Origin of the sequence: Steroidobacter gossypii (assembly GCF_016801985.1) — a bacterium.
GTDB classification, from domain to species: domain Bacteria; phylum Pseudomonadota; class Gammaproteobacteria; order Steroidobacterales; family Steroidobacteraceae; genus Steroidobacter; species Steroidobacter gossypii.
Genome location: NZ_JAEVLS010000008.1, coordinates 323,243 through 349,602, shown reverse-complemented (window position 1 = coordinate 349,602; position 26,360 = coordinate 323,243). Strand labels below are relative to the sequence as shown.

At 62.6% G+C, this 26,360-nt stretch carries 22 protein-coding genes and 1 pseudogene; 10 read left to right on the top strand and 13 right to left on the bottom strand.

The window, feature by feature from the left end; genetic code table 11:
• Positions 1-16 precede the first annotated feature (16 nt).
• From JM946_RS27800 to JM946_RS27785, 4 genes are all read right to left on the bottom strand, one after another.
• Positions 17-1,201, bottom strand: coding sequence for a benzoate/H(+) symporter BenE family transporter (locus tag JM946_RS27800; RefSeq protein ID WP_230980049.1), 1,185 nt, complete (start codon positions 1,199-1,201; stop codon positions 17-19).
• A gap of 92 nt (positions 1,202-1,293) precedes the next feature.
• A complete protein-coding gene (locus JM946_RS27795; RefSeq protein ID WP_203170702.1) occupies positions 1,294-2,073 on the bottom strand; it encodes an alpha/beta fold hydrolase in 780 nt (259 codons plus the stop codon).
• 285 nt (positions 2,074-2,358) lie between these two features.
• Positions 2,359-4,314: an amidohydrolase gene (locus JM946_RS27790; protein ID WP_407700605.1), complete on the bottom strand. Its 1,956-nt coding sequence runs from the start codon at positions 4,312-4,314 to the stop codon at positions 2,359-2,361.
• A 106-nt stretch (positions 4,315-4,420) separates the two neighbouring features.
• Positions 4,421-5,077: a hydrolase gene (locus tag JM946_RS27785; RefSeq protein WP_203170700.1), complete on the bottom strand. Its 657-nt coding sequence runs from the start codon at positions 5,075-5,077 to the stop codon at positions 4,421-4,423.
• Positions 5,078-5,331: 254 nt separating this feature from the next.
• Between JM946_RS27785 and JM946_RS27780 the strand changes: the two genes are divergently transcribed.
• A complete protein-coding gene (locus JM946_RS27780) occupies positions 5,332-6,633 on the top strand; it encodes an alginate export family protein (protein ID WP_203170699.1) in 1,302 nt (433 codons plus the stop codon).
• Positions 6,634-6,655: 22 nt separating this feature from the next.
• On the opposite strand, the gene JM946_RS27775 is transcribed toward JM946_RS27780, so the two are convergent.
• Complete coding sequence (locus JM946_RS27775) at positions 6,656-8,248, bottom strand: MFS transporter (protein ID WP_230980016.1); 1,593 nt, start codon at positions 8,246-8,248, stop codon at positions 6,656-6,658.
• A 240-nt stretch (positions 8,249-8,488) separates the two neighbouring features.
• Between JM946_RS27775 and JM946_RS27770 the strand changes: the two genes are divergently transcribed.
• Positions 8,489-9,139, top strand: a complete 651-nt coding sequence (locus tag JM946_RS27770) for a hydrolase (RefSeq protein ID WP_230980015.1) — start codon at positions 8,489-8,491, stop codon at positions 9,137-9,139.
• 21 nt (positions 9,140-9,160) lie between these two features.
• Here the strand turns inward: JM946_RS27770 and JM946_RS27765 are convergent, their stop codons facing one another.
• The 6 genes from JM946_RS27765 to JM946_RS27740 form a co-directional block, all read right to left on the bottom strand.
• Positions 9,161-9,787, bottom strand: coding sequence for a helix-turn-helix domain-containing protein (locus tag JM946_RS27765; RefSeq protein ID WP_203170696.1), 627 nt, complete (start codon positions 9,785-9,787; stop codon positions 9,161-9,163).
• Between the two features lie 144 nt (positions 9,788-9,931).
• Positions 9,932-10,585: a response regulator gene (locus JM946_RS27760; protein ID WP_203170695.1), complete on the bottom strand. Its 654-nt coding sequence runs from the start codon at positions 10,583-10,585 to the stop codon at positions 9,932-9,934.
• An 18-nt stretch (positions 10,586-10,603) separates the two neighbouring features.
• Positions 10,604-10,942: a histidine kinase gene (locus JM946_RS27755; protein WP_218043139.1), complete on the bottom strand. Its 339-nt coding sequence runs from the start codon at positions 10,940-10,942 to the stop codon at positions 10,604-10,606.
• Positions 10,943-11,109: 167 nt separating this feature from the next.
• Complete coding sequence (locus tag JM946_RS27750) at positions 11,110-14,040, bottom strand: sensor histidine kinase (RefSeq protein WP_203170693.1); 2,931 nt, start codon at positions 14,038-14,040, stop codon at positions 11,110-11,112.
• 253 nt (positions 14,041-14,293) lie between these two features.
• Positions 14,294-14,704 (bottom strand): cupin domain-containing protein, encoded by a 411-nt coding sequence (locus tag JM946_RS27745; protein ID WP_203170692.1) that lies wholly within the window; start codon positions 14,702-14,704, stop codon positions 14,294-14,296.
• An 8-nt stretch (positions 14,705-14,712) separates the two neighbouring features.
• On the bottom strand, positions 14,713-15,162 hold the full coding sequence (locus tag JM946_RS27740) for a carboxymuconolactone decarboxylase family protein (protein WP_203170691.1): 450 nt from the start codon (positions 15,160-15,162) through the stop codon (positions 14,713-14,715).
• Positions 15,163-15,253: 91 nt separating this feature from the next.
• On the opposite strand from JM946_RS27740, the gene pdxR reads away from it, so the two are divergent.
• The 3 genes and pseudogenes from pdxR to JM946_RS31820 all read left to right on the top strand — a co-directional run bounded on the left by pdxR (position 15,254) and on the right by JM946_RS31820 (position 18,843).
• Entirely contained in the window at positions 15,254-16,663 is a 1,410-nt protein-coding gene (gene pdxR, locus JM946_RS27735) for a MocR-like pyridoxine biosynthesis transcription factor PdxR (RefSeq protein ID WP_203170690.1), read from the top strand.
• 131 nt (positions 16,664-16,794) lie between these two features.
• Positions 16,795-17,802 (top strand): annotated as a pseudogene (locus JM946_RS31825) (glycosyl hydrolase); the annotation flags it as partial.
• Positions 17,803-17,883: 81 nt separating this feature from the next.
• Positions 17,884-18,843 (top strand): GDSL-type esterase/lipase family protein, encoded by a 960-nt coding sequence (locus JM946_RS31820; RefSeq protein ID WP_407700611.1) that lies wholly within the window; start codon positions 17,884-17,886, stop codon positions 18,841-18,843.
• Between the two features lie 207 nt (positions 18,844-19,050).
• Here JM946_RS31820 and JM946_RS27725 read toward each other — a convergent pair whose 3' ends face one another.
• Entirely contained in the window at positions 19,051-20,076 is a 1,026-nt protein-coding gene (locus JM946_RS27725) for an AraC family transcriptional regulator (RefSeq protein WP_203170688.1), read from the bottom strand.
• Between the two features lie 57 nt (positions 20,077-20,133).
• Between JM946_RS27725 and JM946_RS27720 the strand changes: the two genes are divergently transcribed.
• Both JM946_RS27720 and JM946_RS27715 read left to right on the top strand, forming a co-directional pair.
• On the top strand, positions 20,134-21,276 hold the full coding sequence (locus JM946_RS27720) for a glycoside hydrolase family 88/105 protein (protein ID WP_203170687.1): 1,143 nt from the start codon (positions 20,134-20,136) through the stop codon (positions 21,274-21,276).
• Between the two features lie 235 nt (positions 21,277-21,511).
• Positions 21,512-21,946 carry a LysR family transcriptional regulator gene (locus JM946_RS27715; protein WP_218043138.1) on the top strand — a complete coding sequence of 145 codons (435 nt, stop codon included), beginning with the start codon at positions 21,512-21,514 and terminating at the stop codon, positions 21,944-21,946.
• Positions 21,947-21,966: 20 nt separating this feature from the next.
• On the opposite strand, the gene JM946_RS27710 is transcribed toward JM946_RS27715, so the two are convergent.
• Positions 21,967-22,416 carry a Dabb family protein gene (locus tag JM946_RS27710; RefSeq protein WP_203170685.1) on the bottom strand — a complete coding sequence of 150 codons (450 nt, stop codon included), beginning with the start codon at positions 22,414-22,416 and terminating at the stop codon, positions 21,967-21,969.
• A 109-nt stretch (positions 22,417-22,525) separates the two neighbouring features.
• On the opposite strand from JM946_RS27710, the gene JM946_RS27705 reads away from it, so the two are divergent.
• Genes JM946_RS27705 through glcF form a run of 3 tightly spaced genes read left to right on the top strand, consistent with a single transcriptional unit; the run spans position 22,526 to position 26,355 of the window.
• Positions 22,526-24,037, top strand: coding sequence for an FAD-linked oxidase C-terminal domain-containing protein (locus JM946_RS27705; RefSeq protein ID WP_203170684.1), 1,512 nt, complete (start codon positions 22,526-22,528; stop codon positions 24,035-24,037).
• A complete protein-coding gene (gene glcE, locus JM946_RS27700) occupies positions 24,037-25,113 on the top strand; it encodes a glycolate oxidase subunit GlcE (protein WP_203170683.1) in 1,077 nt (358 codons plus the stop codon). The genes JM946_RS27705 and glcE overlap by 1 nt, the downstream gene beginning before the upstream one ends.
• A 9-nt stretch (positions 25,114-25,122) precedes the next feature.
• Positions 25,123-26,355: a glycolate oxidase subunit GlcF gene (gene glcF / locus JM946_RS27695; protein ID WP_203170682.1), complete on the top strand. Its 1,233-nt coding sequence runs from the start codon at positions 25,123-25,125 to the stop codon at positions 26,353-26,355.
• The last annotated feature ends 5 nt before the right edge of the window (positions 26,356-26,360 follow it).

Below are 26,360 nucleotides of genomic sequence, written 5' to 3'. Positions count from 1 at the left end.
GTGGATCAGGTGTCTCTCATCGTTTCCATAGCAGCAGGGTGACGCCTCCGGCGACCAGTCCCCAGAAGGCCGACCCGATGCCCAAGAGCGTGATCCCCGAGGCAGTGACGAGGAACGTGACCAGCGCCGCCTCGCGCTCGGTTTCCTCGCGCAATGCCTGAGCCAGACTGTTGCCGATCGTGCTCAACAACGCGAACCCGGCGATAGCTACGATCAGCTCCTTCGGGAACGCCGCAAACAGCGCGGCGACAGTGGCGCCCAGCAACCCGATCAAAAGATAAAACACTCCGGCCGACACGGACGCCGCGTATCGACGCTTGGGGTCTTCATGCGCTTCGCGGCCCATGCTTATCGCCGCGGTGATCGCGGCCAGATTCAGGGCGAACGCACCGAACGGCGCGAGCATGGTGTTGACGGCGCCGATCCAGCCAATGGTGGGCGAGATCGGCACGTCGTATCCGGAGGCGCGGATCGTGGCTACGCCTGGCACGTTCTGCGAAGCCATGGTCACAATGAACAACGGCAGTGCGACTCCGACGACCGCGGCGAGGGAGAACGTAGGAGCGACGAACACGGGCTTGGCCCACTGCAGCGCCAGCTCCTGCATCTTCAGCAGGTCCGTCGCCGCCGAGAACGTGACACCCGCGAGCAGTGTGAGAATCACTGCATAGCGTGACGCCAACCGGCGCGCGAGCACATAAACCGCAAACATCGCGAGCCCGAGCCCAAACTGAGTTTTCAGCACCTGAAACGCCTCTAACCCGAAGCGCAACAGCACTCCGGCGAGCATGCCGGAGGCCAGCGAACCGGGAATGCGGCTGATCATCCGCTCGAACACACCCGTGAAACCCGCCACCATCATCATCGCCGCCGACAGGACGAACGCGCCGACGGCAGCCGACAGCGGCACCCCCGCGGCGCTGCTGATCAGCATGGCCGCACCCGGCGTGGACCAGGCTGTTACAACGGGCACTCGATAGCGCAGCGACAGCCCGATACAAGTGAGCCCCATGCCCAAACCCAACGCCCACATCCACGAGCTGATCTGATCCGTCGTGGCGCCGAGCGACTGCGCAGCCTGGAAGACGATGGCCGCGGAGCTCGCGAAGCCCACCAGCACGGTTACGAAGCCGGCAGCGACCGCCGAAATCGACAGATCGCGCCACAGGTCGTATCGAATTGGCTCGGCTCTGGCTTGCAGTTCTGACACAGCATTTCCCTGGCACTCTCAGGTGCGCATGAATTGAATCGGGGAGGCGCATGGCCTCCCCGCGGTTCCCTACCGAACGAAGTTCAGTTCACCGCCGCGCGCGCGGCCGCCTCGATCACGTCAGCCACCGCTGTGGGATCCGAAGCCATGGGCACGTGGCTGGTCTGAAGCACTGTCGTCGAGGCGCCGATCCTCTTGGCGAGCGCCCGCTGCGCATCGGGATGGATCATGCGGTCCTGAGCCGCCACAATGTACCAGGAAGGTTTGCTGGTCCAGGCGGCGGCCGTGATCTTCTGCTCGAAGTTCGCCGCGCGCACCGGGCCTTGTGTGGCGGCGATCAAGTTCGCCTCCGCCGCGCTCACGTCTTGTGCGAACTCGGACGCGATCGCCTCCGGCGGCAATGTCAGGTAACCGTTTGGATCGGTGATGAAGTGCGCCACCCCCGAAGGTGTCGGATGCGGCTTGATCGCGTCCACGGAAGTCCCCCCCAGCGCCGGCGCGAACGATGCGACGTACACGAGCGACTTGACCTTCTCGTGGCCGCCGGCCTGGGTGATGACACTGCCTGCCCATGAGTGCCCGACCAGCACCACCGGTCCCGTTTGCGCATCGAGGATGCGCTCGGTGGCGGCGACATCGTCCTCCAACGAGGTCAGCGGGTTCTGGACCGCAACTGCTTTGAAACCTTTCGCCTGTAGCAAGGGGATGACCTTGTTCCAGGACGAGCCATCGGCAAAGGCGCCGTGGACCAGGACGACGGTCGGAGTGCCGGCGGCATCGCTCGGCTTGCCTGCGGCGGAAGCTGTCGAAACGACGCCCATTGCGAGAGCGTGCATCAAAATCAAACCGGCTAAGTTGTTCATGGTGATCCTTCGATGGCGTGAGATGTTTGGCACGCGGCGCCGAATAGCAGCGCCTCGGTGGACATACGCTACCGAATGAGGATGAACGCCATCTCACCCGCAGTCTGGAAGAATTGATCGGGCGTCTGAATCGACGGAACCTGGCGACGGTCTCCGCCATCACCGGTGCACGCGGAGTACGCGGTGAGCTAGTCCTTAGGGTTATCTAGTTCGAATTGCTGGACGCCGCGGCGTCCATCGTTGCCCCCGTCTCACGATTGAATGCGCACCTGCACGTCCGCTGACTCAAAACGCCCAGCAGGAACATCCGAGCGCGCCCCAGAATGCATTGCTGTCCGAAGCGGGGACCGATGAACTCCGGCAGTGAGCATGACGGTGGACCGCGCATGCGCCACCAGAAGAAACGAGCAGCGCGCGCGTCTGCGTCTGAGCCACGCCGCGCGCCTGATAGCCACCGTAGTACTTCACGGGAGACCAATCGGGCGCAGGCGGCGGTAAGGCAGGCGAAAGATCTCTGAACTCGCCGTCCGCATGCACCACCTTCCCGCCCAACAAGGTCAGCACCGAAGTGATGTCCTGAATCTCGTCTTCCGGAATGTTGAAGTAGTCCTCCGATAACACGGCGAGGTCAGCGAGCTGCCCGACCTTGATCTGTCCCTTCTTGCCAAGCTCCGTGGAGAACCAGGTGTTCGCGTGCGTCCACAAGCGTAAAGCCTGCTCGCGATCCAGCCGGTTCTGTGCCGGATAAAGCGTAAGGCCACCGAGCGTCTTGCCAGTGACGAGCCACGACAGCGACACCCATGGATTGTACGAGGCCACCCGAGTCGCGTCGGTGCCCGCGCCTACTGCCAGCCCTGCTTTGAGCATGCGTTGGATCGGCGGCGTGCGCTCGGCAGCGCGTGCGCCATAGCGCTGGACGAAGTTTTCACCTTGGAACGCCATGCGATGCTGAATAGCGATGCCTCCGCCGAGGGCGGCGACGCGATCGATGTTGCGATCCGAGATCGTTTCGCAGTGATCGAAGAACCAATGCAGCTTGGATAAGGGAACATCCTTGTTCACCTTCTCGAAGACATCGAGCGCGCGCGAGATTGTTGGATCGTAAGTAGCATGCAACCGCCATGGCCAGCGATTCTCCGCCAGCAGACGCACGACGGGCTCGAGATCAGCCTCCATGGAGGGCGGCATTTCCGGACGCGCATCGGAGAAATTTTCGAAGTCCGCGGCGCTGTACACCAGCATCTCGCCTGCGCCGTTGTGCCGATAGAGATCATCGCCCTGCCCTGGCTTGACCTGGCCGCCCCAGCTCTTGAAATCGGCCAGTTCCTCTTTCGGCTTTTGCGTGAACAAGTTGTAAGCGAGACGAACTGTCAGCTCGCCTGCGGCGTGCAGCTCTTCGATGATCCGATAGTCTTCGGGATAGTTCTGAAATCCACCGCCGGCATCGATGACGCCCGTGACGCCAAGTCGATTCACCTCGCGCATGAAGTGACGGGTAGAATTCCTCTGGTACTCCGGCGGCAGCTTCGGCCCTTTCGCGAGCGTCGAATAGAGAATGCTCGCATTCGGGCGAGCAAGCAGCAGGCCCGTCGGATTGCCGTTACGATCCCGCGTAATCTCACCTCCCGGAGGGTTCGGCGTATTTTTATCGTAGCCGACCACCCTCAGCGCCGCGGCGTTCAACAATGCGCGATCGTAGAGTTGAAGGATGAAGACCGGTGTATCCGGTGCAATTGCATTGATCTCATCGAGGGTCGGCAGGCGCTTCTCGGCGAACTGATGCTCGGTGAAGCCGCCAACGACGCGCACCCACTGTGGCGGCGGGGTGCGTGCAACCTGCTCCTTGAGCATCCGAAGTGCAGTGGCGAGTGAGCGCACGCCGTCCCAACGCATCTCCATGTTGTAGTTGAGTCCGCCGCGAATGATGTGCATGTGGCTGTCAATCAAGCCGGGAATCACGCGCCGTCGTTTGAGATCGATAATCCTGGTTGCTGGACCAGCATGCGCTCGTACATCCTGCTCGGCGCCTACAGCAAGAAACTTCCCGTCGGCAATCGCGACGGCTTGCGGATTCGGATTGCCTCGGTCGAGGGTTGTAAAGCGAGCGTTGGTCAGGATCAGATCGGCAACCATCGATGCCCCTCCAGGAGAAGCGCCTTGTGCGCGCCATGCCACGGGTGAAAGTGCAGATAAACCTGCCGCGGCGCCCGCCGCGGTGACTTGACGGCGTGTCCAGCTCATGCTGTTGCTCCGGTAGAAGACGCCGGTCCGAACATCGCCCCGGCGTCCATTTCTGATTGCTGACGCTGTGGAGTACAGCGCCGCGATACTGTTAGCAGCTCGAAGGTCAGTGGCCTTCCGAGGCGCCGAACATCGCCTTGGCATAGGTGATGCCCAGACCATATGCACCACCGACTTTCTTGGCGATGCCAGTAGTCAGATCGTAGGTCGACTCTCGCGCCCAGTCGCGCTGCAGTTCGAGCAGGTACTGCAGCGAGGTAATGGGCCGCGCGCCAGCCTGTACCATGCGGTCCATCGCGCGGTTGTGCGCCTCGACCGATATGTCCCCACAGGCATCGGCAATCACATAGACCTCGCATCCCTGCTCGATAGCGGAAAGCGCGGGACCGACGATGCAGACGCTGGTCCACAGGCCCGCGAGCACAACACGCTGCTTACCGATCTCGTTCAGCCGCTTGATGACCGCAGCGTCCTCCCAAGTATTCATTGAGGTCCGATCGAGCAGCGCATGGCCCGGGAATGCATCCGTAACCTCGCTGAACATCGGACCGGAGAAGCTCTTCTCGGCCACCGTCGTGAGCACCGTAGATACCTCGAAGCCCGCGGCGGCTTGCGAGATCAGCGCAGCGTTGGTTCGCAAGTTGACCGCATCGATGGAATGAGTTGCGAAAGCCATCTGCGACTGGAAGTCGATCAGAATCAGCACGTGATCCCTGGGAGTGAGCAGCAGTGAACCCGGTGTCGGAGTGAATCTGGCAGACATGGCGTGCATTCCTGGATCAGGTTGATGAAGGCAGTGCTGCAACACTGCGGAGATGTTACGTCGCCAAGTCTGCGTGCGGCTCGAGCTCGCCTCTAGAACCACACTACCGCGGATGGAATCACCCTGCTGTGACTCGCGGTGACAACTGCGATGAACCACATCAATAACGGCATTTCCGTCCCATAGAGAGCATTGTGGAGCAAGCCACGCGCTACACGACGCCGCATCTTTGAACCATGACTGCAGCTACGTGTGTGTCAACTGCGAACGAGCGCTGCCGCACTCGATCGATTGTTTGGGCTTCGGCGTTGTCGTGCGCGGCAGTCGACGCGGCCTGTGTCGACATCCCCGACGGATACGTCCAGCTCGGCGGTGAAGTTCGCCAGCGGTACGAGTACACGCACAACCCGGGGTTCGGCGCTGAACCACAGGACACACACGGGGCGTGGCTGCAACGCTATGCCCTGCACGCGGATGTGCAGTGGGGACGCCATCTGCGCGCCTTCGTAGAACTGCACAGTGCACTCGAGAGTGGTCGCGCGAGCGGCCCGAGCCGGGTCGACGAAAACGAACTGGAGTTTCAAAACGCGTTCCTCGAAGGACGCTACTCCTTATCCCGCGACTGGGATCTTCACGTGCGTGCAGGCCGGCAGGAAGTCCAATTGGGCTCGGCGCGACTGGTGAGTGTTCGCGACGGACCGAATGTCAGAAGAACGTTCGATGGCTTGCGAGTGCTGGCGAAGACCGGCGCATGGACGATCAATGCGCTGGCGCTGTCACCCAGGCGCGATCGTCCGGGTGTTTTCGACGATTCAACTCATGATTCGCAGCTGCTTTGGGGCGTGTACGCCACGCGCGAGCCGCTCGAAACTCGCAAACTCGGCCTCGATCTCTACTACTTGACTCGCGAAGACGATGAAGCGGCATATGACCAGGGCAACGGCGCCGAGCGACGACAGACGCTCGGTGTGCGGCTGTTCGGCTCGAAGGCAGGTTGGCAATGGAACATCGAGCCGATGCTCCAGTTCGGCAAGTTCGATGGACGGCGCCTGCGCGCCTGGACGATCGCAAGCGAAACCGGCTACACCTGGTCCGACCGGAGATGGCAGCCGAGCGTGCGCTTGAGCGCGAATATCGCAAGCGGCGACCGCGATCGAAGCGACCCGGATCTGGAAAGCTTCCATCCGCTGTTTCCGCGGGGCAACTATTTCTCGGAGGACGCCATCCTGGGACCGCAGAACTTCTACAACATGCATGTGTTCCTGACGCTGAATCCTTTGGACAGCCTCACAGTGACAGTCGACTACAACGGCTTTTGGCGGCTATCCACCGACGATGGCGTCTACGCGCCCAACGGCTCGCTGTTGCGATCAGCCCATGGCAGCGATGAGCGATGGGTCGCAACGGCTCTATCGCTCACATCCGAGTGGACGGTCAATCGCCATTTCAGCTTCACCGCGATCTACACGCATTTTTCCCCGCGCAGGTTTCTGGAACAGACCGGCCCCTCTGAAGCGGTTGATTTCGTGGAGCTGACGGCCCGCTTCAAATTCTGACGAAGCTCGAGTTCGCAACCGGTCACAGCGGCCGCAGCCGATGTCGCACCAGGGGAGGCTGGTCACCTGCAAGGAAGGTGTGAAGTGTTCGCTGATCGAGCTGGTCGGCATGGGTTACTCGCGCATGCTGGCGCTGATGCTCGAGCCAGCTCTCGACCACGAAGCTTTCGACAACGCGACCCGGCTCGGCAACATCTTCCCATACGTCCCAACGGATGGCACCGTCGCGATACCGTGTGGAGCGGAATCTGCGCAGGGCCGACACGAACTCGGCGAGTCGCGCAGGTTGAACGCGATATTCGATCTCGACGAGCACCGGACCACGCTCCTGCGCCGGCAGGATCGAGACGACGGGATCTGCCCAGTGGTTCGAAGACGAAAGATCGGCTGCCGAGTCCTGCGGCAGACGCCAGCGCAACGCCAGGATCAGGGCCACTGCTTGTCCAACGGCCGCGACCATCAGAGCGGTCGCTACACTAGTAGTGCTGGCAAGCGAGCCCCACAGGATGCTGCCGCCCGTCATCCCACCTTGCATGACGAGCAGATAGACGGCGAGCGCGCGTGCCTTCACCCAGCCCGGCGAGGCCATTTGCGCCGCTACGTTCAGCGAGGTCAGCATGCCGATCCAGGCGAGGCCGGCCACGAACATGATCGATCCGGCGATCCACGCATGGGTGGCCAAGGCGAGCGCCAACGTTGAGGATGCAAAGAGTAGCGTCGCGCCGATCGAGATCGTGTTGGCAGGGATCTTCCTTCGCAACCGCTTCAGCAGGATCGCTCCCACCACTGCTCCCGAGCCCATGCAGCCGAGCAGTGCACCGTAGCCCGCGGCATCGAGCCCAAGTCCGCGCCGGGCGACGAGCGGCAACATCGCCCAGAGCGCGCTTCCGAACAAAAAGAAGCCTATCGCTCGGATCAGTACGAGACGCATGGCCGGGGAATGGCGCGTATAGCGATAGCCAGCCTTCATCGCGCCGAAGAAATGTTCTGGCGGAAGATTGTGAACGGCCAGAGGACGCTGCCATGAGAACAGCACCGCCAGTACGCCCAGAACCGACACCGCGTTCAGTGCGAAGACGGCGGGCGTCCCAGCAAGAGCGACGATGATGCCACCGAGCGCCGGCCCGATCGCGCGCGAAATGTTGACTCCGAGACTGTTGAGCGCGATGGCGTCTGGCAGGGATTGCTTATCGACCAACTCAGGCACGATCGCCTGGAACACTGGCGCACTGAGCGCCGCGGCGATGCCAAGCACGAAAGTCGCAGCCAGCAGCACCTCGGGCGTCACTCGGTTTTGCAGCGTCAAAAGCGCGAGCAGAGCCGCCGCAAATACGCCGAGCAGTTGAGCCGCCAGTAGCATCTTGCGCCGGTCGATGATGTCGGCGAGCGCACCGGCGGGAAGCGCGAGCAGAAACATCGGCAGCGTGGTGGCCGCTTGGACGAGCGCGACCAGCAGCGGGCTCGGCGACAGCGAGGTCATCAACCACCCCGCGCCGACATCGTGCATCCAGGTGCCGACATTGGAAACGATCGTCGCGATCCACAGCGCACGGAACACCGGGAAGCTCAGCGGTCCGGCTCCACCAACGGTTTTTGTCGGGCTCAGTGCAGTCATGCTGTCCGGTGTCTGTTTCGAGTGCTGCATGACGCAGTGTGGACAACATCAGAAAACGATGCTTGGACCTGCCTGACGCATCTAGGCCCTGCGTGTCGCTCGCTCCAGCACAACGACCACAGCATCTGGATACAAACAGCAGCACTGAGCTGCAATCGCTCGGTTCCTCCTTGATCGACACTGGATGCCAGAACGACGCCGATGTTCGCAACTTTCCGCGGCAACCCCAGGAGTCTCACGATGACCAGCAAAACCGGCCTCGACGCACTACTGCGCCCCGAGGACAGCGTTCTCGTTCTCATCGACCACCAGCCTTTCCAGTTTGCGAATCTGCACAGTCACGAGCCGACCATGATCGTGAACAACGTCATTGGGCTTGCGAAGTCCGCGAAGGCTTTCGGTGTCCCGACCATTCTCACAACGGTGCTCGAGGAACGAGGCGGCTATCTCATCAAGGGCTTGCAGGACGTGTTCCCCGAGCAAAAGCCCATCGATCGCACTTTCATCAACACCTGGGAGGACCGGCGCGTGGTCGACGCGGTGAAAAGCACCGGCCGCAAACAACTGGTGCTCGCGGCGCTGTGGACCGAAATCTGTCTGGCGATGCCTGCCATCCACGCGCTGGCGGAAGGCTACGACGTATTCGTCGTCACCGACGCATCGGGTGGCGTTTCGGTGGAAGCACACGAGATGGCTGTGCGACGCATGGCCGCCGCCGGCGCCGTACCCATCAACTGGCTTGCGGTAGTAAGCGAATGGCAAAGAGACTGGGCACGCGAGAAGACCGCAGCCGCATTGGCGGACGTGCTCGCTCCACATGGCGGCGGCACCGGGGTGGCTTACGCGTGGGAAATGCAGTTGCTCAACGCCCGGGCGGGCGGACGGGGCTGACTCGCAGACCGGTGGCAGCGACTACATCTGCGATGATCGCGCGCCGACCGGGAATTCGGCGTCAGGCGCCGCCCGCATCCGCGGCGCCGACTCGAACAACCCGCGAGCATACTCCCGCCGCCACTCATTCGGCGTCGTACCCACGAGCCGGCGAAACAAGCGCGTGAGATGGGACTGATCGCACAGCCCGCAATCGAGCGCGATCTTGCAAAGAGGATCACTGCTCGTCAGCATCATCTGCTGAGCCCGCTCGACGCGCCGACTTGCGATATAGGCGAATGGCGTCTGGCCGAAAGTGGCCTTGAAAGTTCGAAAGAGGTGTCCGGCGCTGATCCCGGTGAGCGCGACGAGGTCCTCGCTCGTGATGGGCTGATCGAGATTCTCCTCGATGTAAGCAACCAGGCGCTGCACCTGCCAACGCGGCAGTCTGCCGCGGAATGCGCTGTCGGCCTTCGGTTCGGTGTCTCGTTCCAGATTGGCGGCCAGCAACGCCGTCGCGCGAGACAAATATGCTTGCGCAGTCTGACGATCGACTTCGACCTTGGATTGCGCCACGGTGAGCAACTCCAGCAAAGTCGCTGTCCACGCAACCTCACCCTGCCGGCTGTGTTCCCGAGGCTCGCTGGCCAACGCTGCGATACTGCTCATCGACGCGGTCTCCTGTGCCGAACGGCAGAGTGCCGCGTCGATGACGGAGAGGACACCCCAGTTCGGACGTGCATCCTCTCACTCTTTCGAGGGAAGCCAAGCGGGCCTCGTTTGCTGCAGGCAGGGTCGTTGCGGTCGGCGGTGCTACGAGCGATCCCACCCGGAAATGATGCCGCGATCGAGCGCGATCATCACGGCGTGCGTGCGATCTCGCGCCTTGAGTTTCGCGAGAATGTTGCGCATATGAGTCTTGACGGTCTCTTCGGATAAGTCCAACTGAGCCGCCACCTGCTTGTTGGCGCGTCCGGCCGAAACTTGCCTGAGCACTTCGATCTCGCGCGATGAGAGTGGCTCATCCAGTGCGTGCAACCCGATTTCGGCTGCGACCTCCGGCACGATCTGCCGGCGCCCGAGCGGCGCTTTACGCAGAGCATCGACGAGTTCTTTCCGGATCATGCTTTTGAGTAAGTAGCCGGATGCACCAGCATTGAGCGCGCGTAGCGCCTGCACATCGCCCTTGTAAGTCGTGAGCACAAGAATGCGTGCTCCAGGATGTGCCCGACAGATCGCTTCGATCGCGGTCACGCCGTCCATCTTGGCCATCTGCAAATCCATGAGAGTGACATCGGGCCGATGTCGCTCGAAGCATTCGATCGCCTCCAGCCCGTTGCTCGCTTGCGCGACCACCGTCATGTCCGGCTCGCTGTCGATCATCGAAACGATGCCATCGCGCATGAGCGGATGATCGTCCACCACCAGGACGCGAATCTGCTTCAATGGTGTCGAGCCCTGATTCATCGCGGACCTTGGAGCTTTTCAACGCGGCGGCTGATTGCCGGGCCTGGTTCTCGCCCGCAGATCCTGCACCCTATCCCGATCCTCTGACAACTGTTTGTCGGCCCGATCGAGGGCCTGCTCCACTTTCTGGCGCGTCGGGTCGCTGGCGGCCAGTTTCTTGACGATTCCATGCACGCTGAGGATGACGCTTTGCGCGTTTTGTACCAGCGCATCCTCGATTTCGCGCGCCAGGCGTTCTCGTTCGCGCAAGCGGCGCGAGCGCGCGTGACAGAAGCCACCGAGGACGGCGCCGATGAGGCAGCAAAACAGCAGTACGAACCCGTGATCGTGGACGAACTGAGACACAAGCCCGTGCAAAAGCGCTCCTCCGCCAACCAGATGCTCGCGCTCGTATCGCGCAGGATGGATGCCACGAGACTATGCGCGCGCCAGAAGTACCGGCTTGGATGGTCGTGCGAATCCCAAGAGCACCCGCATTGATCGAAACAGGCTTGTGCTCACGCGAGGCGATCGCTCGAACCTATCTACATACCGGGCTCGTATCGGGCGAGCACGCTCGCCGCGGCACTCAGCTCAACTTCACTGCCGCCTTCGGCGCGACGACGGATGTGAAGTCGAGCCCGAATCCGCCGCGCTCGCTCGTGCATGCCGGGTATGCCCCAGTGCCCGGTACGAGCACCGTGCATGAGGATGTCATCCGGCAGGCCGCAACCATCGTCACGGACGATCAGCCTGAACTTGCGACGCCCCTGCTCGAGCACCACTTCGACGCGCTGTGGCTTTGCATGCTGAAGCGCGTTGATCAGCGCTTCGCGTGCGATCAGGTAGATCTCCTCGCTGACGAACGGCCGCAACCGCGAAGCCACTCCTTCTTGCCTGAACCCAAACTGCACGCCGTGCTCGGTGAACAGGGACTGGCCCATCATCCGCAATGCTTCCGGCAGATCGATGATGCTCCCAGTACGCAGCTGAGTCACTCGGTCGCGCGTTTCGGCGAGGACTTCATCGGCCTGGTCGAGCGCTTGCTCGATCGACGCTCGGGCGGGCAAGCTCGCATCGAGCGCCATCGCCGCTGAGTGAAACCGAAGCTGCAAGGCGTAAAAGCCCTGTAACAAAGTATCGTGCAACTCACGCGCGATCCGTTCGCGCTCGGTGTGTCGCTGCTCCAGGGCGAATTCCAGACGAGCGGCCAGGATTCGCAGCCGGATCCGATAGAGCGCCCACAGCAGCAACGCAACCGCGGCCATGCACAGCGCCAGGAAGGTTTTCGTTTGAACGAACGCAGGTCGAACATGGAACGCAGCGGATGCCGGTACCTGGCTCCACGGACCGTCTGCGTTTGCAGCGACGACCTGAATCCGATATTCGCCGGGCGCCAGGCCAGTGTAGGTGGCATGGCGCAGCGTCCCGGTCTCCTGCCAGTTCTGGTCGTAGCCATCCAGGCGATAACGGAACCTGACGTGCTCTGGGGCATGCGCATCGAGCGCGGTGAATCCGAACGTGACACGCGCTGGTCGCGGCGGCAACGTAGCGGAGCCGTCGATGGGGTAGCTCACATCGTCCACCACCAGCGTTTCGAGATGGGCCGCAGGCGCCGCTGAGGTCGCATCGAGTTGCGCGGAGTCGAGCCATACCGCGCCACGATTGGTGGATAGCCATAGGCGGCCTTTTTGGTCGGCGACCGCGGTAGGCAGGGGACGGATCATCACCGGGTCTGCCGTAAGAAGGCTGATGCCGCGAATCAGACGCGCCGTGACAGCGGAATCGGGGGCGACGACTGCGCGCGCAATCTCAGCTGCGGGGAAGCGCAGCAACCCGGCGTTCGCGTGCGCCCACAGCTCGCCCTTCTCGGATTCGATCAAACCGTGCACGCCGCTGACATCTTCGCTGTTAGCGATTCGCACGCGAACCACACGATCATCTTCCACATACGCAAGACCGCGAAGGCCGCCGATCCAAGTTCTACCCGCCCCGTGAGCGATCGAGGTCACATGGCCAATGTCCACACCTTCTGCGGGTGTCCAGCGGCGCATGGCGCCGTCCGCATCGATTCGCATGAGCAGGTTGTCGCGATAGCCAAGCCAAACTCGCCCCTGCGCATCGATGCTGCCGATCACGGGGAAGGCGTGCAGCGGGTTCTCGGTCGGGGCAGCGAGTGCGATCCATTTCCCGCCGTGATATTGGAAGAGGCCATGCCGTTCGATGGCAACCCACAAACGGCCGGCGGAGTCATGCACCAACATGCGCACCCGAAGATCTGCACTCGCGGGGACGGGCAGCTCGGTGACCTTCTCCAGCTTGTCATTCGCGCTACGCCAGATCCCGGCTGGCCCACCCATCCACACCACGCCGTCGCGATCGGTGTGCGCTACGCCAACCGGCGGTGGCATACCTGCCCTGGTCAACGTTCGATCATGGAGCCGCATGACGGGCCGATTCGCGGAGCCAATCCAGATGCTGCCGTCGCCGCCGGCCGCAAGCGCGAGATTGTAGGTTCCGCTGGGCAGGGCCGCTCGCACCAGCGGCGAGGTGCGGAAGCGGTCGAGCCCTGCACTGGTGCCGATCCATACGATGCCGGTTCGGTCCTCGAACAGCGTGGTCGTGTAATCTGCAGTGAGCCCGTCCTGCTCGGTGTATTTTTCGGAGCTTCCCGATGCGAGCCGCTCATGTGGACGAGCGATGCGATGAACGCCATCTCCTGGCGTGCTGAACCAGAGCGCGCCACTGCGATCGAAGACGAGTCCGGTCGCGCCGCTCTGGCCGTTGCTCTGCGCAGCGATCAACTCGCCATCCGCTGCGACAATGGGACGCACTGAACCGTCGTCGCGCTCGGCAATCCACAGCGCACCATCGGGCGACTGCGCGAATCTCGCGATCCATCCTACGGCGACAGCGATCGGTTCGAAGCGCTTCGAGGTCGGCGAAAGGCAAAAGAGCTTTCCATTGGCGCTCGCCCAGACGGCGCCGTCGCGAGCGACGAATACCGCGTGGACATTGGAAGCGGTGAAGCCGAACTCCGCGCCCGACTGCCATCGGGCGCCATCCCAGCGCACCAGGCCTGCACCAGTCGCCGCCCAGATTCCGCCGGCGCGGTCGCGCGCCAGGCTATAAACAATCCCACCGGGCAATCCATCCGCCGGGCCAAAGGGGCGCAGTCCGTCGGGCCGAATCAGCGCGATGCCGCCCAACGCAAAGCCGACCCAGAGTTGGCCGTTGGCATCGCCCAGCAGCGATGAGACGACGCCAGCCGGATAGCCGCTCGGCTGCGCATACCGCACGAAGCGTACGCCGTCGAACCGGTACAAAGACGTTCCAGAGGCGAGCCATAGATAGCCGTCTGCGGTTTGCGCGATAGCCCCGATCTGGCCGGGCGCTCCATCGGCCAGCGTCCAGCGAGTGTGATCGAGCTCCGGCAGCGTACGCTCGGCATCGAATCCGAACGCGAGCGACAGCATCCCGAAGAACAATCCCAGCCCGGCAAGCCATGATCGAAAGCTCGATGGTTTCGGTTTGCGGGTATTCGGCATCGATGCTGATCTAGGTAGGTCGCCCGAATGCTCATATCATGAGTGGCGTCCCGCCGCAGCAATCCCGGCCGTGCCCTCACCTGCACGGGCCCGCAGGTTGTAACGCCGCCGAAGCAAGGATCGCTAGTCCGAGTGGCCTCGAGGTCCGGCGATGAAGACTCTACCATGTCGCACGCCTCCTTCAGCCGCCCTCGAGGGGCCGTGTCGCAGGCTTGCCTTGATCCTTCACCATGAACACGACGAACTTGGCCGGCTCGGTGGCGCTCGCGTTTGCCGATTGCCTGTGAATGTCGGTCGGACGCTCGCGAAATGTCTCGCCTTTGCGCACCGTCACCGGGTCCTTGCCATCGACCTGCATGATCACCGCGCCTTCGAGCACATAGACGAAGACGTCGGCATCGTGTCGATGGGCCAGCGATGCGCCGCCCGGCAAGTATTCGACGGTGAGGACCGTCACTTCCTTGCCCGGAATGTCGGTGAGCGGCTCCGTCATCAGCGCCTGAACGACCGCTGTGCTTTTCGGTTCCGCGGCCTGACTCACGGCACTGAGCAGGAACATGCCGAAGGCGGCGCCAATTCCGAGTCGATTCATGGGAGTGCTCACTTCGCCGCCGCGGGCGGCACGCGAAAGCTGATCGCCAGCCGGTTATAGACATTCATCAGCCCGATCGCGATCGTGAGATCGGCGAGCTGTTTCTGATCGAACACGGCGGCAGCTGCCTCATAGTCCGCATCGGGCACATGCGTCTCCGCCACGCACGTCACCGTTTCGGCCCAGGCGAGCGCGGCACGCTCGGTCCTGTCGAACAGGGCGCCACTCTCGCGCCAGCTCGGCACCAGCACCAGCTTCTCCGTCGCCATGCCTTCCTTCAGCAAATCACGCGAATGCAGGTCGATGCAGTATGCGCACCCGTTGATCTGCGAGACCCGAAGAAAAACCAGAGTCAGCATTTGCTTCGGCAAGCCGCTTTGCATGACGTAACCGTACACGCCGCCCAGCGACTTCACGCCGGCCGGAGCCACAGCATGGTAATCCATGCGTTGAGTCATCTCACACCTCCTGGACACTGTGGCAAGGATGCTTGCACCGCGCCTCGCACGACAGTACCAAGACTGTCGTTTCGAGCTGTACCATCCAGGCATGCCCCCACTGCACGTTGAAGTCGATCGCGGCGACAAGACGCCGCTGACTACACAAATCTATCGCGGGCTCCGCAGCGCCATCGAGAGCGGACAACTTCCCTCCGGTACAAGGCTGCCATCGTGGCGGGATCTGGCGGCACAGCTTGGCGTTTCACGCGGCACCGTGCGTGTCGCGTACGAGCGCTTGATGGACGAGCAGTTCGCGATCGGCATGGGACCGGCGGGAACGCGCGTCGCCGAGCGCCCCGCGGGCTCATCGAGATTGGACCAGGCGCCCGAGGCGATACCGCTGCCGCAGCTGTTCCATGACTTCGGAACGTCACCGCTGACATTCCAAATGGGCGTGCCCTCGCAGAGCGCGTTCCCTTTCAAGCTGTGGTCTCGCGTGTTGACGCAAGCGAGCCGGCAGGTGGCGGCGGCGCCGGTCAGCTATCCCGACCCACGCGGCGATCCGGAATTGCGCAAGGAGATTGCGGCATACCTGGCCATTGCACGAGGCATTCACTGCGAGCCTTCGCAACTGCTGATCACGGGCGGATTCTCCGGTGCGCTCGGTGTCGCAACGGGCGCGCTTCAACTTCAAGGAAAAGAAGCATGGATTGAAGACCCCGGCTTTCCGCTCACTCGCACCGCCCTGCGCCTGGCTGGAATGAACGTGACCGGCGTCCGTGTCGATGACGAAGGTCTGGACATCAGCGCTGGCGAGCGCAGCGCGCCCGCGGCGGCGTTGGTGGTTGTGACGCCCGGTCAACACGCGCCGCTCGGAATGACAATGTCACTGCCGAGGCGCCTTGCCTTGCTGGCGTGGGCCCGGCGCACCGGTGCATGGATCATCGAAGACGACTATCTCAGTGAGCTGCAGCTGCACGGTCGGGCTGCTCCCGCGCTGGCCTCGTTGGACCAGGAGCGACGCGTCTTGCACATCGGCAGCTTCAGCAAGACGATCAGTCCGTCGTTACGCTTGGGCTTTCTGGTGGTGCCGCCCGCATTGGTCCGTCGCTGCGGCGAGTTCGCCGCGTGCCTGGCGCCGGCGCCGAGCGCCACCGTGCAACGCGCCGTCGCCGAGTTTCTGCGCCAAGGCCACTATCTTCGTCATCTCCGCCGCATGAAAGCGCTCTATCGGGCACAGAGAGAATCTTTGCTGCGCTGTCTGCAGGACATGTCGTCGGATGTGATAAAGCCAGCGGCGACGGCCGGGCTGGCGGTCGTGACATCACTCGCTGCGTCTGCTTCTGACGTTGACATCGCGTTGCGCGCCCTGCCCTTCGGCTTGGCGCCCACCCCGTTGTCTCCCTGGTCGATGCACGCGCCGCCGCGCCGCGGATTGCTACTCGGTGTTACAAACATCGACGAACGTCGACTGGCGGCGGACTGCCATCGTCTCGCGGAATTGGCGACACGTGGATAGAAGCGCCGTGCACGTGAGCCTCACTGTCGCTTACCGGTGACGTATCGCTCTTGAGACAGCTCCGTTTGAGCGGCGGACGCGTCAATATGCTCGCTTCGAAGTCGAATTCAGATGCGCGTATTCAAGGCGAAATGAACACACCGGACCGTGTCTTGCGAAAAGGACTGGCATTGCTCGTCGCGTGCTTGCTCACCACAGCGTGCGGAGGAGGATCGGGAGGCGGCGACCCACCGGCCAGCACTCCAACTCCGATCGGGGAAACGCCGGCGCCGACTCCGAATCCCACGCCTGATCCGCCCTCGACGCCCGAGCCCACACCGGAGCCGCCGCCGGCGCCGAATCCTCCGCCGGAAACACCGGCCACGCCCAAGAGCGCCAAGCGTGGCGTGGCATACGATCTGGCTGATCCGAGCGATCTCGCCGCGCTCGCCCCTGGTGTGTCCTGGTGGTATCGGTGGGCATTGAAGCCCTCCGCCAGCGTGCCCGCCGACTATCAGAGTCGCTACGGCATGGATTTCATCCCGATGCTGTGGAATGGCAACTTCAACGCCGCTGAGGTCGAAACTTTTCTCGGGGCCAATCCGCAGATCAGGTTCCTGCTGCTGTTGAATGAGCCGAATCTAACCGATCAAGCGAACCTGACACCGCAGCAGGCCGCGCAGCTGTGGCCCCGCTATGAGACGGTTGCGGCCAATACCGGTGTACAACTCGTCGGCCCGGCCATGACCTGGGGCACGATGCCGGGCTTTGCCGATCCGGTCGTGTGGCTCGACGCTTTCTATGCCGCCTATCGAGCCGCCAATGGCGGTCGCGATCCCCGCATCGACTATCTTGCGTTTCATTGGTACGACTACGGCCTGAACGCGCAGCTCGATCGGCTCACGAAGTATGGCAAGCCGTTCTGGGTGACCGAGTTCGCCAACTGGCACAGCGGCAACGATGGTGCGCAGATCGATAGCGTCGCCAAACAAAAGGCGCAGATGACCGAAATGGTCGCCATCTGCGAAAGCCGCAACGATGTGTTTCGCTACGCCTGGTTCACGGGACGCTGGGATGATGAAGCCAACCGTCACACCAGCTTGCTGGGGCGCGCTGGAGAGTTGACCGAGTTGGGCCAACACTATCTGGCGCAACCTTATTGGGTTGGCACTTGGATCACACCGCAGGCTTCCAACAAAGTCACAAGCCTGAGTTTCGATCAGCGGACGCTGCGTCAGGTCGTGCGCACGTCGATCGCAGGTAGCGCCGCGCGCATTCGGTTGTCCAACACGCAGGGTTCCGAGCCCGTCTCCGTGAGCAATGTGCACATCGCAGTTCGCAGCAGCGATGCATCGATCGATGCGCGCACGGATCAAACGATCACCTTTGGTGGACAAGCGAGCGTCACACTGCCACCCGGCACTGAAGTATTTAGCGACACCGTCGCATTCTCCGTACCTGCGCACACCGACGTTGCGATCAGTTTCTACTTGCGTCGCGCGACGGTAGTCACTGGTGAAGGAGACAAGCAGCAGCTCACCTATGTCGCAGCAGGAAACGTTAGCGGCAGCCCCGATATCGCAGCCATCGAACGGCTCGGCGGCCATCCCTTGCTTGCCAGCCTCGACGTGCAGGGCGAGGCGTTGCGAGGAAGTGTCGCGACGATTGGTGGCTCGATCACGGCCGGTGTCGGTATCGATGATGTCGGCCAAAGCTGGCCCGATGTGCTCTCCGAGCGACTGGTGGCAGCGAACATTCACGTCGGCGTGCTCAAGCAACAGGACGAGGCCGAGGCATTAGATCAACCGAATCTTCGCTGGGCTATCTACTCAGACCTCCCCGCCGACGCTCTTCGCTTCGAACAGCCGACCTATGAACAAGCAGTTGCACCGCTGCGAGAAACAATTTCGCGCATGCGCCAGCAGAAGGTGAAAGTCTTCTGCTCCACCCTGACGCCGTACGAAGGACACCCCAGTTGGAATGCCGCGAGCGAACGCGTCCGGCAGATGTATAACGCTGCGATCCGCGGCGCTGACAGCGGCTGCGATGCCGTCATCGACCAGGACCGCGCGCTTCGCGATCCCGCCCAGCCGACCAAACTCCTGCCGATGTTCGATTCCGGCGATCACCTTCACCCCAATGCCGCCGGCCATCGCGCGATCGCGGAGGCGATCGAACTCAACGCCTTTCTCGCGCCGTGACCTCGGGTGCCCGGGGCACCAGCCCCGGGCAGCTGAGGCTGTCCGACAATTTGCATTATTCTGCAACTTGATTGGGCATTCAGTGGTCAACGAGCATCAAGCTGCCGGTTGTGAGCATAGGCCTGGGCGTGATGCGGCTCTTGGATAAAGAGCCGCTGAGGAATCCCATCGCTGGTGCGTCGTAAAGGAGCGATGCTTCCAGAAAGATCAATGCGGACTCGCAGAGGCACTCGCGCGAGCTTTGCGGTAGTCGCCGGGCGACTGGCCGGTGACTTCCTTGAAGGCGGCATAGAACGCCGACTGGGAGCGAAAGCCGGTGTCGATGCTGATGGACAGGATCGACTGCGAGGGGGACGAGACCAACAGCGCCTTGGCGGCTTCGATCCGGCACTCCCGCACGTAGCGCGAGAAGCCCATTCCCAAGCGGGTGTTCACCAGTTCCGAGAGCTGGTGTCCGGAGAGGCCCACCTGCTCGGCCAGGGAGGCCAGGCTGAGGCTCTCGTTCTGGTAGGCCTTGGCAACGACCATGACTTCGTTCAGCTTCTTCAGGCAGGCATCCACATCGATGCCGCGCAAGGTGGAAGCGCCATAGCGCACGCGCGCCGCTTCGGAGAGATCGCCGATGAGGTTCGGATTGGAGATCAGCGCCACGATCATGATGGCGAGCGCCAACCCGATGGCGCTCGTATAGAAGTGATAGAAGAACGCCGGGTTCATGTACGGCAAGGCAAAGCCGAGGGCCAGCACGATCACCGCGGTGACCGACATCAGCAGAAAGTAGCCAAACTCGAAACGGAATTGCCGTCGTTGCGCCCGCAGCCCATACACGAAATAACCCAGCCAGAGCGAATAGCCCGCGCCAAACAACAACAGCACGGGCAACGCGATCTCTATAGGCGCCACGAACAGCAGCACCAGCGGCAGCAGGTGAAACAGCGCCATGGGACACAGCGGCTGGGTCGGCTGCAGCGCCCAGCGACCGAAGAAATAGAACGACGTCGGCAACACGAACAAGGCGAGCCGGTACACGAACAGATCGAGCGGCGGCGGGCCGCCCATGAAGTAAAGCAGCTGGCAGATCTGGACCACCGCCAGGCCGGTCAGCAACATGCCACCCCAGAACACCGACTGCGCCGACTTGCCCGGCACGTCGATGAAGCACGCGTAGATCAGCAGCAGCAGCAGCGCACTCACTGCGGAGAAGCCGGCGATAGCGATGCTGATCGTGTCCATATTGGCTCGGTCCCGGAATTGCCCTATGTTGCATTTTAAAAGGGAAGGAACGACTGCATGAATGCTCCTGCTCACGTTACTCGCATCATGTCCTCGCTAATGGCGGCGGCCATGCTGATCCTGCCGGCGCTGCCGAGCGCTGCGGACACGACCATTGATCCCGACCGAGCGCTGGCGCTCGCGGAAAAAGCCGCCGACTGGCAGCTTGCGCACCTCGAGCCGGTGGCTAGCATTACGTTCACACGCAAGGAGACGAGCAATCCTCGCAGCTGGCAGCAAGGCGCGTTTTATGTCGGTCTGACAGCCTTGGCCGAGCGAAGCAAGAGCGACCGCTTTCAGGAAGCCATCCTAAGTCACGGTCGCAGCCAAAGCTGGAAGCTGGGCGATCGAAAGTATCACGCCGACGATCATGTGATCGGTCAGAGTTATCTTTGGGCAGCCACGCACGGCGCGGGACCGGCGGCCATTGAACCGACGCAGCGCCGGCTGAATGAAATCCTGGCCAGCCCGTCTCCGGTCGATCTCGATGCTCGCGACAACCAGTGTTGGGATCGATGGTGCTGGTGTGACGCGTTGTTCATGGCGCCGCCGCTGTGGATCGAGCTGGCGAACGTCACCAAGAATGTGAGATACGCGGCCTTTGCCCACCGGGAATGGAAGGCCACTCAGGACTACCTGTACGATCCCGAGGAATATTTGTTTTATCGGGACAGCCGCTTCTTCGCGAGTCGGGACGCGCAAGGTCGCAAACTGTTCTGGAGCCGCGGCAACGGCTGGGTGTTCGCGGGCCTGGCGCGTGTCCTCGCCCTGCTGCCGAACGACGATCCCGCCCGGCCCGAGTACCAGAAGCTGTTCAAAGACATGGCGGCAAGACTGAAGACCCTGCAAAAGCCGGACGGCTATTGGCCGAGCTCGCTGCTCGCGCCGGAAAATTCACCACCGGAATCGAGCGGCACGGGGTTCTTCGTGTACGGCCTCGCGTGGGGCATCAACTCGGGTCTGCTGGATCGTGACACCTATGAGCCCGCGGTCGCTCGTGGCTGGCGAGCGCTGGAGGCAGCTGTCGATGCCGACGGCCGGCTCGGCTGGGTACAACAGGTGAGCGATCGGCCCGAGGAAGTGGCCAAGAAGGATACTCAATTCTACGGTGTCGGCGCGCTGCTGCTGGCGGGGTCGGCGGTCTACGATCTCTACAAGTGAGCCGAGCTGCAGGATGAAATCGCGCGCCCGTCGAACAACCACGGGCGCGTGTGACCTGCCTTGATTGAGATCGGCCATTCAGTGTTGCAACTACAACGCACGTTCGATTACAGAAACGGCCTTGCGTCAAACATCACGAATGTGCACCATGTAAATGACGGATACAAAGCAGCCAGCACTGCTACGCAAGCCTTCAGGGAGTTTCAACATTGCCTCTGATGGGGTGAGGTGATCCGTGCAGCCCGTTTCCATTGCATCCGACCCTTCTCGAGACCCGCTGTCCCACGAACCTTTGCTGCTGAACCCAGAGCCGACACGACCGCGCCGGCCAGGCTCGCCATTGGCGTCGCGTCGCGCCCTGCCGCCGTTCGAAACGTTGCGGGCCTTCGACGCCATCGCCCGGCTCGGCGGCGTGCGTAAGGCGGCTCAGTACTTGAGCCGCGACCATGCGGTGATCAGCCGTCATCTGCGCGCCATCGAAACCTGGACAGGGACCAAGTTGATCCGGCGAACCGCGGCCGGCAGCGTGCTGACCGAAGATGGCGTGCGCTATCACCGTGACATCGCCAACGCGCTGGACATCATCGCGCGAGCCACCGTCGACCTGATCCAACGCGGCGATAGCGGGGGCACGGCAAAGCAGCCGGAGGCTGTGTCCTCCGGCAACTGAGGCCAATCGGTGGAGCGCCGTTAAGACAGCGGCGCCGGCTTCACGTCGTACACGACCACGCGTTCCCACAGATGTTCGCAGTCGGCGACGAATTGCTTGTGGATGGGATGAATCTGATAGGCGTTCTGCCCGGCGACGTCGTCGAAAAACAGGATTTCCGAAGCGCTGTAACTCGCATCGACCACGCCGCGCTGCTCGGTTTCGGCCGGCACGCCGATGTGAATGGCCTTGACGGTCTCGATGCCGGCCAAGGTGCGCAGGCCGGCGAGCAGCTTGTCCAGATCCTGTTTGGATTTCGGGTTCTTCAACCAGAAGAACACGTGATGGACCACGGGCGGGGTGGTGGCTTTGCCGCCCAACTCCTTGCCGCCCTTCCCCGAGGCCGGTGCAGCCGCGCTTTCGGCGGCGATGCTCGCGCCGGCCAAGGCGGCAGCGGCGGTGAGAACTTGTCGTCGATTGTGGGTGCTCATGTTCGGCTTCCTTTTGCCTGAGTCGTCGTCTGAGGATCGAGGAGCCGTCGAGTATAAGCCGATCGCTCGGGCTCGGGCGGCAGGACGGGCGGTCCTTTATGATCCGTCTATGGACAGCGCCCCAGCCACATCGACCCCAGCCGAGCGTTCACTGCCGGTGGACACCAGCCGTCAGCGCGGCCTGGTCGCGGCCTTGCGCACATTCCTGCCAGAACAGGCCGTCCTATATCGAGAGGAAGACACGCGTCCTTACGAGTGCGACGGGCTGACACTGTTCAGACAGTTGCCGATGGTAGTCGCGCTGCCTGAAACGGAGGACCAGGTCAGGCGCATTCTGCAGCTCTGTCACGAGCGCCAGGTCCCCGTCGTGCCGCGCGGCGCCGGCACCGGCCTGTCAGGCAGCGCCCTGCCCCATCACGCCGGACTGTTGTTGTCGCTGGCGAAATTTAATCGCATCCTGTCCATCGACCCTCGCGCTCGCACGGCCACGGTGCAACCGGGCGTGCGCAATCTGGCGATCAGCGAAGCCGCCGCGCGTCATCGTCTTTACTACGCGCCGGACCCGTCCAGTCAGATCGCCTGTACCATCGGCGGCAACGTCGCCGAGAACTCCGGCGGCGTGCATTGTTTGAAATACGGGCTGACCGTGCACAACGTTCTGCGCGTGCGAGGGCTCACGATGGAGGGCGAACCCATCGAGCTCGGCGGTCTTGCTCCGGATGCACCGGGTCTGGATCTGCTGGCGCTTGTGATCGGCTCGGAAGGAATGTTGGCGGTGGTGACTGAAGTAACGGTGCGGCTCGTGCCCGTGGCGCAGACGGCCCGATGCATCATGGCCAGCTTCGCCGACGTGGGCGAAGCCGGCGATGCCGTCGCCGCGTTGATCGCCAACGGCATCATGCCGGCGGGGCTCGAGATGTTGGATCAGGCCGCCAGCCGGCTGGTCGAGCCTTTCGCCAATGCGGGCTACGACCTCGATGCCGCGGCAGTGTTATTGTGCGAGTCGGATGGAACGCCCGAAGAAGTGGCCGAAGAAATCGAACGCATGTCGGCAGTATTGCGCGCGGCGCGCGCCACTCGCATTCAAGTCTCCAACAGCGAAAGCGAACGCTTGCGCTTTTGGGCCGGCCGCAAGAATGCTTTCCCGGCCGCCGGTCGCGCCTCGCCCGCATACTACTGCATGGACGGCACCATTCCCCGGCGCCGTCTTGGCGAAGTGCTGAGGGCCATCCAGGCCCTGGAGCCCAAGTACGGGCTGCGCTGTCCCAATGTATTTCATGCCGGCGATGGCAACCTGCATCCATTGATCCTGTTCGACGATGCCGATCCGGATTCCGTGGCGCGAGCCGAAGCGTTCGGCGCGGAGATCCTCGAACTCTGTGTGCAGATGGGCGGCACAGTGACGGGCGAGCATGGTGTCGGCGTCGAGAAGCTGGATCAGATGTGCTCGCAATTCGATCGCCCCACGCTCGATACCTTCCTCGCGGTGAAGAACGCGTTCGACCCGGCGGGATTGTTGAATCCGGGCAAGGTCGTGCCGACCTTGCATCGCTGCGCCGAGTACGGTCGTATGCGCGTCCAAGGCGGTAAGCTTTCATTTCCAGATTTGCCGCGCTTCTGATGGATCAAGCATTGAGCCAGCTCTGCGAGACAGTGCGTGCAGCTTCGGCGTCACGCACAGCACTACGCATTCGAGCGGGCGGCACCAAAGATTTCTACGGCAACACGCCGCAAGGAACGTTGCTCGACCCCCGCAGTGCCGCGGGCATCGTCGACTACGAGCCGACGGAGCTGGTGGTCACTGCACGCGCCGGCACTCCGCTAGCGGAGCTGGAGCAGTTGCTCGCAGAGAACGGGCAGATGCTCGCGTTCGAACCGCCGCACTTCGGCGCGGGTGCAACGATCGGCGGTTGTATCGCTGGCGGCCTCGCCGGTCCCCGCCGTGTTTCCTTCGGGCCCACGTATGGCGGCGTTCGTGACTTCGTGCTCGGAGCGAAGCTCATCAATGGCCACGGCGAGCTGCTGAGCTTTGGCGGCACGGTGATGAAGAACGTCGCTGGCTACGATGTTGCTCGACTGCTGGCCGGCTCGATGGGCATTCTGGGGGTCATCGTGGAAGTCTCCATCAAAGTTCTGCCGCGACCGTTATCGCATCACACGCTGCGTTTCGAGTTGTCGGAAGCAGCAGCGATCGATCGATTGAATGAATGGGCTGGTCGCCCCTTGCCGCTCTCGGCATCGACGTGGCACGAAGGCACGCTGTACTTGCGACTCGCAGGCGCTTCCGCCGCCGTTTCAGCGGCACGTCATCAGCTCGGCGGAGATCACATCGACAACGCGGAGGCGGACGCGTTCTGGAACAGCATCCGCGAGCAGACACATCCGTTCTTTGCCGGCGAGCTGCCTTTGTGGCGCGTCTCGGTGCCGCCAACAGCAGCGCCTTTGTCCATCGACGCTCCCCTGCTGATCGAATGGAACGGCAGCTTGCGATGGTTGCGAACTGACCTAAGCGCGCAACAAGTGCGCGAATGTGCGAAACGAGCTGGCGGCCACGCGACGCTGTTTCGCGGCGGAGATCGCTCGGCCGGCGTGTTTACGCCCCTGTCACCTGCCCTTGCCACGATACATCAGCGCCTGAAGGCGCAATTCGATCCCGCTGGCATCTTCAATCGCGGCCGGCTGTATGCCGATCTTTGAGGCGCCTGCATGAGAACCCAGCTCGCCGATTTCCTCAAGGAAACGCCCGAAGGCAAGGAAGCCGAAGAGATCGTGCGTCGCTGTGTGCATTGTGGCTTCTGTACCGCCACCTGCCCCACCTATCAGCTGCTCGGCGACGAACTGGACGGACCGCGCGGGCGCATCTACCTGATCAAACAAGTGCTCGAAGGCGTGGAGCCTACCGAGAGCACTCAGTTGCACCTGGATCGCTGCCTGACGTGTCGAGCCTGCGAGACCACCTGTCCGTCGGGCGTGCAGTACGGTCGCTTGCTGGACATCGGTCGTGGTCTGGTTGAAGAAAAGATCGCGCGGCCGGTTGCAGAGCGCATGACGCGCTCGGCGCTGAAACATGGCTTGACCAGCAAGATGTTTGGACCCGCCATGCGCACCGGGCAGGCGATGAGATCGCTGCTACCGGAGGCGATTCGCGCCAAGGTGCCCGAACGCCGCGACGCGGGCGCGTGGCCGCGCAGATCGCATACACGCAAGGTGCTGCTGCCCTTGGGCTGCGTTCAGCCCTCGATGTCGCCTGGCATTGATGCCGCCACTGCACGTGTGCTGGATGCACTGGAGGTTGAAGCGATTACGATCTCGGCCGGGTGCTGTGGTGCCATCAAACATCATCTGAATGATCATGAAGCGGCGTTGATGGAAGTCCGACGCAACATCGATGCGTGGTGGCCGCATGTTGAAGCGGGAACCGAGGCCATCGTGATGAACGCGTCAGGTTGTGGCTTGATGGTCAAGGAATATGCGCACCTGTTACGTCACGATCCAGCGTACGCGGACAAAGCACGCCGCATTGTCGAGCTAACTCGTGACCTGGCCGAAATGCTGCCGGCGCATGCCGAGATGCTTGCCAGGAAGATGGGGGCGAGCGCCCCCGAGCGCGTAGTGTTTCATCCGCCCTGCACGTTACAGCACGGTCAGAAGATTCGCGGCGTTGTCGAGCAGCTGCTCAGCTCGCTCGGCGCAGAAGTTTTGCCTCTGACGGAAAGCCATTTGTGTTGCGGCTCCGCCGGCACTTACTCCGTGTTACAGCCCAAGCTCAGTAAACAACTGCGAGATCGCAAGCTCGATGCTCTGCAAGCGCACCAGCCCGACGTGATCCTTTCAGCAAACATCGGCTGCATCACCCACCTCGACAGCGCCGCCAAGACCCCCGTGCGCCATTGGATCGAGTGGCTGGATGCCAAGCTCACGTTGCCCAACTGCCGTTGAGCCGA